Below are 332 nucleotides of genomic sequence, written 5' to 3'. Positions count from 1 at the left end.
CAACCGGAGCGGGCTGACCATGGGCCACGCGCGGGAGACGCTGCGCGCGCCGCCGGAGGACAAGGCCCGGATCGACCGGGACCTCATCGACGCCGACAAGGGCGACCACCCGGCGTAGAGCGAGGGTTTGGCCTGGCGGACGCGGCCCGGCGGGCGCATCGTCCTGGACAACACGCTCGTCCACGGGCAGGTCGTGGACCCGGCCCCCACCGGCAGCGCGGCCGCGATCCGGGGCTTCAACGAGGTGGTGCGCGCCGACAAGCGGGTCGAGGCGGTCCTGCTCACCGTCGCCGACGGCCTGACCCTGGCCCGTCGGCTGGACTGAGCCGGTC

Annotated in this window: 1 protein-coding gene; it reads left to right on the top strand. The window is 75.0% G+C overall.

Annotated features, from left to right (window positions below):
• Positions 1-127 precede the first annotated feature (127 nt).
• A complete protein-coding gene (locus UK12_RS42335) occupies positions 128-325 on the top strand; it encodes an O-methyltransferase (protein WP_052682440.1) in 198 nt (65 codons plus the stop codon).
• Positions 326-332 lie beyond the last annotated feature (7 nt).

The sequence above is a fragment of the Saccharothrix sp. ST-888 genome (assembly GCF_000955975.1).
In the GTDB taxonomy this organism is placed as follows: domain Bacteria; phylum Actinomycetota; class Actinomycetes; order Streptomycetales; family Streptomycetaceae; genus Kitasatospora.
The sequence above is the reverse complement of the archived record's forward strand: the minus strand, read 5'-3'. Positions and strand labels throughout refer to the sequence as shown.